Origin of the sequence: Dietzia aurantiaca (assembly GCF_021033825.1) — a bacterium.
In the GTDB taxonomy this organism is placed as follows: Bacteria; Actinomycetota; Actinomycetes; order Mycobacteriales; family Mycobacteriaceae; genus Dietzia; species Dietzia aurantiaca.
The window spans coordinates 42,653-48,652 of the sequence record NZ_JAIFXZ010000023.1 but is presented as its reverse complement, the minus strand read 5'-3'; the positions used below and the strand labels follow the sequence as shown (position 1 = coordinate 48,652).

The following is a 6,000-nucleotide window of genomic DNA, read 5'->3' as shown; positions in this document are numbered from 1 at the left end:
AGCAGACAAGACGCGCAAGCCTTCGGAGTAACCGGCACGCCGACGCTGTTTCTGGATGGCCAACGCCTCGAGCCGACTACCGTTGCCGACCTGGAAGCCAGCATCGAGGCAGCCCTGAATGACTGAAACCGCCCCACGGCGAGAGGCGAACTCCGCACACTCGCAGGCCGGTGCCCTTTCCGCTCGTCGGCTCGGCGCACTGCTGATCGGAGCAGGGCTCGTTGGACTTGCCGCAGCGATCGTGCTGCTGGTCGAGAAACTCGAACTACTGGTCAACCCTGACTACATACCCACCTGCAACGTCAGTCCGATTCTCTCGTGTGGCTCGGTCATGACCACACCCCAGGCTGAGGCCTTCGGCATCCCGAACCCGATTATCGGAATCGCCGGCTTCGCCGCCGTCGCTGTCGTCGGTGGAGCAGTCCTGGCCGGCAGCGGATTTCGCCTCTGGTTTTGGGTTGGCACCCAAGTGGGTGTCACTTTTGCGGTGGTGTTCGTCCACTGGTTGATCTTTCAGAGTCTCTACGTGATCGGCGCGTTGTGCCCGTACTGCATGATCGTGTGGGCGGTGACGATCCCGATATTCTGGTACACCACCGTGTTCAACCTCCAGCACTTCCAAGGGCCCCCGCCACGCTGGGCGCGACAGTGCATCGAGTTCGCCACGGGGTACCACGGCGTCATTCTCACCGCCTGGATTCTCGCCGTCATCGCACTGATCGCGGCCCGATTCTGGGACTACTGGATCAGCTTGATGTAACCGCCAGCCCTACCTCCCGGGCCCCCTCTTGCGCGGTCTGAGCGCCCCGCCCGCGCCGCGGATCATCGCTCGCGGGGCTACGCACAGGTCTTCGACCGCCCCCTTGCATGTGGAAAAGCAGCGGATCATACACTGGTAGTAACGTTCCGCCGTTTGAATTGCCTCAACTTGGTCCTTCATGTGAGTGCGAGGTGTTTGCCAGACGCCGACGGTGGACCCAACCCTCTGTGTTGTGGAGGGGGAGAGTTCGAGTGAGCACAATGCGTAAATCGGTATTCGCTGCGGCGATCACCGCCGGTACTTTGCTGCTGTCCGGCTGCACTGCCGACTCCCCAGGCGACGCTTCGACGACGTCATCGGCACCGGCTGAGGTGGTCCCGGTGGTACCAGAGGACGTCTGGGTCAAAGCCGCTGACACGAATGGCGCCGAAGCTGAGCACTCCGGTGGCGAGATGAATCGCCAGACCGAGGTGATGACGCCGGTGTTCGGCACCCTGCGAAATCAGTCCGACGCCGACCTCCGGCTGGTCGGTGCGTCCTCCGAAGTGTCCGAGCAGGCCGAGCTGCACGAGACAGTGCCGGGCCCGGCCGGCGCGGCGACGATGCAGAAGCGCGAGGGAGGGTTTGCGATCCCCCCAGGCGGTGAACTCGTTCTGGCACCGGGAGGCAATCACATCATGCTCATCGGGCTGCGTGATCCAATCACCACAGGCCAACAGGTGACGATCACCCTTGAATTCGAGGGCGGCAGCACCGCCGAGATGGTCGTCCCAGGGCGATCCTTTGAGGGGGGAAACGAAGAATATCAGGGCGGGGAGTGAGCGAACGTGGCTACATCGAACCGTGGTTCACCACTGGGCCGTCGGGGCTTTCTGACCGGTGGCGCTGCCCTGGCCGGCGGCGTCGTGGGATTCGGTGTCAGCGACAGGACCGCCAGTTCCAGCTCCCCCGACAGAGCGGCCCTCGCCGATTCCCGCGCAGTCGGAGACGCGACGGAGCCGTTCTATGGCGACCGACAGGCCGGAGTGACCACAGCGCCGCAGGCACACGCGGTGTTCCTCGCCTTCGACCTCAGTAAAGATGCGCACCGCGATAATCTCACGGGAGTGCTGCGCACCTGGAGCCACGACGCCGCCCGGTTGGCGCGGGGCCGAAGTGGACTTGCCGACCTCCAGCCCGAGTTGGCCGAGAGTCCGGCCCGACTGACAGTGACCATCGGTTTCGGCCCCGACCTGCTCGACAAGGTCGGACTCGGTGACCGCAACCCGCAGTGGCTTCGGCCGCTACCTGCTTTCCCGCAGATCGACCGTCTCGAGGACCGGTGGTCGGGTGGAGACCTGTTGCTGCAGATCTGCGCGGATGACCCCCTCACGGTGGCTCACGCCGCCCGCGTCCTGGCTTCTGGTGTCCGTGGTGTCGTCACTCAGCGGTGGGCCCAGCGTGGATTCCGGCGGGCAGTTGGCACCGACCCGTCCGGCCGGACGCAGCGGAATCTGTTCGGTCAGCTCGACGGCACCGTCAACCCTGCCCCAGAGGAGTCCGATTTCGAGGCGCTGTTGTTTTCAGACGGCGCTGACCGGCCATGGATGCGTGGGGGGACGTCGCTGGTGTTGCGCCGCATCCGGATGACGATGAATACGTGGGAGGAGATCGATCGAAACAGCCGCGAGCTGTCGGTGGGACGGAAACTGGACTCGGGTGCGCCGCTCACTGGCACGGTCGAGCACGACCCCGCCGACTTCACGGCGATGAACGAGGTCGGACTGACCGTCATTCCCGCCGAATCGCATATAGCCCGTGCGCATTCGAGTAACCGCAGCGAGACGATCCTGCGTCGACCGTACAACTACGACGACACCCCGCAGCCGGGTCAGATCAGCAACTCCGGACTGCTATTCGCCGCCTACCAAGCCGATCCGGTCCGGCAATACCTCCCGATCCAGCAACGACTAGCCGAGCAGGACATGCTCAATACCTGGACGGTGCCGATCGGATCAGCGGTCTTCGCCATTCCGCCCGGATGCCAGGAGGGTGGCTATATCGGCCAAGGAGCGTTGGAGGGATAACCGCCCGAGGTACTGGCCAGTGGCATCGACAGTCAGTTGAAATCCCGAGGCGGTGCACCGCACTGGCGGGCGTCCGTGCCTCGAAAAGAGTTCACCGTTAGCTTTGAACGGAAAGCGAAGTGCTGGAGTCCGGGTCGACGCCCTTTTGGCGGAGCCACTCCAGGGGATCCGCGCGATCTCGTCCCTGATTGGTCCAGACCTCGAAATGCAGGTGAGGGCCGGTGGAGAATCCGCGGTTTCCCATCAGGGCGATGGTTTGTCCTGCCTGTACGCGTTGACCCGTGGACACCAGGACTTCTTCCATGTGGCCGTAAACGGTCATCGTGCCCTCATCGGACATGATGCGAACCCAGTTGCCGAATCCTTGCGCTGGCCCGGCATCGATAACGATGCCGTCGCTGGCCGCCAAGATGGGTGTGCCGATAGCGTTGGCGATATCGGCGCCGCCGTGGAGGGTGCCCCAGCGCTGACCGAATCCGGAGGTCAGCGAACCGCTCGTCGGCATCGCTGCCTGCGGACGCCGCGCGGTCTCCTCGATGATCTGTCGTTGCGTATCGATGGCCGTGCCGGTCATCAACGAGGTGACCATGGAGTTGGCCTCGTCTGCCGTGGCCTCGTCCCGTGGAGTGACGGGCTCAGGGGTGCTAGGAAGTGGCACGGGCGCCTGAGGCTGGACCGAGGCAGTGGGTGGCGCGTCGGGCACGCTCGGACTGATTGTGGATTGGTGTGCGATCAGGTCGATGTGTTCACCGGAGGCGTCTTCATGCTGGATGGCCAGAGCGCTGCCCGAGGAGGTGATTGCTCCTGCAGCAACTGCGACCACGATGACCCGATCTCGGACTGCCGTTGGATGAGAGAGGCGGCGATGTTCGCCGCGGTGCCGAGCCGGGCCGACAAGCCCCCAGTGATCGACTGTGAGCGAGTCTCCGTTGCGGCGAGCGCGCCTTCTCTCCACTGCCGCCGTGTCCCCTCTGTCGCTGCACCGTGATACTTTCGTGATCTTACCCGGTACCAAAGTAGTCGAGCCGATCCGGCCCCTGCAACCATCGGGGGAGCGGTGCCCACCCCGTGCGAGGGTCATTCGCCCGCTGGCCCGCAGGCACGCGGCTCTACCTCGGTGAGTGCGATGTCAGTTGGTGCTTGGCCCCTGCTGTAGTGCCTTCTCGGCGCGCAGTTCGGCACCCTCGTCTGCCGTGGCGCGGTGGGCATGTTGTCGCGTTTGTCTGCTGCTGGAATGCCATCTGCGGCCGAGGATGAGGAGTACGACGAACAGCATCGACTCGCCCGCGGCCAGGGCGAGGGCACTACTGACTTGCTGGGCGTGAAGAAGGTCAGGGATCCACGGCAGGTTGAGATCGCTGTACCAGGACTCGGCGAGGATCGTTTGCGAGGTGATCAGCATGATCCCGAAGAGGATGTGAAATGGCATTGAACCCAGGAGCACGAAGAACTTGGTGCGAGGAGTCACAGGCTTTGGCGTCTCGTCCGCGCCGATGATCACCCAGAAGAACAGGTAGCCGCTGAGCAGGAAGAACCCGTTCATGAACATGTGGCCCATGTGCTCAGAGATCAGTTCGTCGTACATGCCGGCGAGGTAGAAGAGGTAGAAGCCCGCTACGAACTGTGCTGCGACGACGACCGGGTGGGTGAGAAACCGGGAGATCGGGTTGTTGATGAACTCGAGCAGCCATTCGCGCGGGCCGGCCGGATCTGCGGGTGCAGCGGCAGGTAGAGCACGGAGGGCGAGGGTTATCGGCCCCCCCATGACGAGGAAGAGCGGCACGACGATGGACAGCGATATATGTGCGGTCATGTGGGCGGAGAACTCGGCCCGTGCGTACATGCCAAAGCCCGAGCTGGTGGTCAGAAATAGGAACACACAACCGGCCACCCACGAGAGGGTGCGACCGACCGGCCACTCGATTCCTCGCCTCCGCAGCGTTCTCAGGCCCCAGAGGTAAAGACCGAGCGCGACGACAGCCATAGTTCCCAAGAGCAGATCAAATCGCCATTGTCCGGCGATCGTGGCCATCGTGATCGGCCCGGGGAGTTGGAAGCCGATCAGCGATTCATGGACGCTCGGAAGGTAGCGAGGTGCCGGGGGTGGGGTGCGGCCCAGGGATACAGCAATGGCCATGGTCGCGGCCATCAATCCAGCCTCAATGCCGGTGATCCGAATCAGATCACGACGGCGAAGCGGTGCGTCGGAGTCCAGGTTGTCCAGATCGGCGATGATGCGGGCGCGCACCAGCAAGCCACACAAGCCCAGCAGAGCCAGAGCGAAAAGCTTGGCGACGACGAGTAACCCGTATGTGGAGGTGAGCAGGTCGGACAGATGCAAACGGGTGAAGAGATTGATGACGCCGCTCAGTGCCATCACCACGATCGCCACGGTCGCGACCGCCGAAAACCGACGCAGTGCGAGCGCGACCTTCTTGCCTCCTCGCCAGGTGTGTATGAGCACGGCGATGAGGCCACCAACCCAGGCCGCAGCGGCAAAGAGGTGGAGGATGAGCGAATTGGTGGCGATGTCGTGTGCGACCGCGCCGGCCGCGTGTCCCGTCGCCGCGACCGGCAGCAGTGACAAAACGGTGACGGCGAGCCATACCGCTGACCAGCGCCACGAGAGGCTGAAGCGCTGTCCGATGCCAGCAACTAGAGCCAGCAGAGCAGCCCACCGCCACGAGGAGGCGACCTCGATCTGGTCGACCGCGATAATCCACTGCTCCGGCGGAAGCGAGGCTGACAAGGGTCTGCCCGAGGTGTCGGAGAGGGTGAGCAAGACGAGCAGCGCGGCCGAGGCCGCCCATGCCAGATTCGCCCACGATGAGATTCGTTGTGCGCGGTACCCGGCCACGTCGAGGGTTCCATCGGGTGCTGCAGGTGTGAAAAACACCGCGAACATCGCGGTGCCCACCGCCACGGTGCAGAGCAATTCGGCGATCACCCGCATCGCGGGTAGTCCCGCCGTGGTCAGGATCCCCGGATCGGGAATACCCAGAAGGACCAGGGCCTGCGCTGTTGATAGTCCGGACAGGATGACCGCCAGAGCGGCGCCGATGACGAGCAGGATCAAAATGACCGGCCACACAGGTCGGCGCACGCCCGCCACAGGGGAACTCATGGACTCATCATAGAAAGCTCAGTACCGAGAACCGGAATGGACGAAGGGGG

General features: G+C 63.9%; 5 protein-coding genes. 3 read left to right on the top strand and 2 right to left on the bottom strand.

Going from position 1 to position 6,000, the window contains the following annotated elements; translation table 11 throughout:
• Nucleotides 1-118: 118 nt before the first annotated feature.
• From K3888_RS17080 to K3888_RS17070, 3 genes are all read left to right on the top strand, one after another.
• On the top strand, nucleotides 119-760 hold the full coding sequence (locus K3888_RS17080) for a vitamin K epoxide reductase family protein (protein WP_230931478.1): 642 nt from the start codon (nucleotides 119-121) through the stop codon (nucleotides 758-760).
• Nucleotides 761-1,020: 260 nt separating this feature from the next.
• Complete coding sequence (locus tag K3888_RS17075) at nucleotides 1,021-1,581, top strand: copper chaperone PCu(A)C (RefSeq protein ID WP_230931481.1); 561 nt, start codon at nucleotides 1,021-1,023, stop codon at nucleotides 1,579-1,581.
• A gap of 6 nt (nucleotides 1,582-1,587) precedes the next feature.
• The gene (locus K3888_RS17070; RefSeq protein WP_230931477.1) at nucleotides 1,588-2,826 is read left to right on the top strand and encodes a Dyp-type peroxidase; all 1,239 of its coding nucleotides are present in this window, start codon (nucleotides 1,588-1,590) and stop codon (nucleotides 2,824-2,826) included.
• Between the two features lie 97 nt (nucleotides 2,827-2,923).
• On the opposite strand, the gene K3888_RS17065 is transcribed toward K3888_RS17070, so the two are convergent.
• On the bottom strand, nucleotides 2,924-3,415 hold the full coding sequence (locus K3888_RS17065) for a M23 family metallopeptidase (protein ID WP_230931476.1): 492 nt from the start codon (nucleotides 3,413-3,415) through the stop codon (nucleotides 2,924-2,926).
• 540 nt (nucleotides 3,416-3,955) lie between these two features.
• Entirely contained in the window at nucleotides 3,956-5,950 is a 1,995-nt protein-coding gene (locus K3888_RS17060; protein ID WP_230931475.1) for a bifunctional copper resistance protein CopD/cytochrome c oxidase assembly protein, read from the bottom strand.
• Nucleotides 5,951-6,000: the final 50 nt, after the last annotated feature.

Excerpts from the sequence above, each read along its gene's own strand:
- K3888_RS17065 (WP_230931476.1), bottom strand. The coding sequence starts at position 3,415 with ATGGTCACCTCGTTGATGACCGGCACGGCCATCGATACGCAACGACAG.
- K3888_RS17075 (WP_230931481.1), top strand. The coding sequence starts at position 1,021 with ATGCGTAAATCGGTATTCGCTGCGGCGATCACCGCCGGTACTTTGCTG.
- K3888_RS17060 (WP_230931475.1), bottom strand. The coding sequence starts at position 5,950 with ATGAGTTCCCCTGTGGCGGGCGTGCGCCGACCTGTGTGGCCGGTCATT.
- K3888_RS17080 (WP_230931478.1), top strand. The coding sequence starts at position 119 with ATGACTGAAACCGCCCCACGGCGAGAGGCGAACTCCGCACACTCGCAG.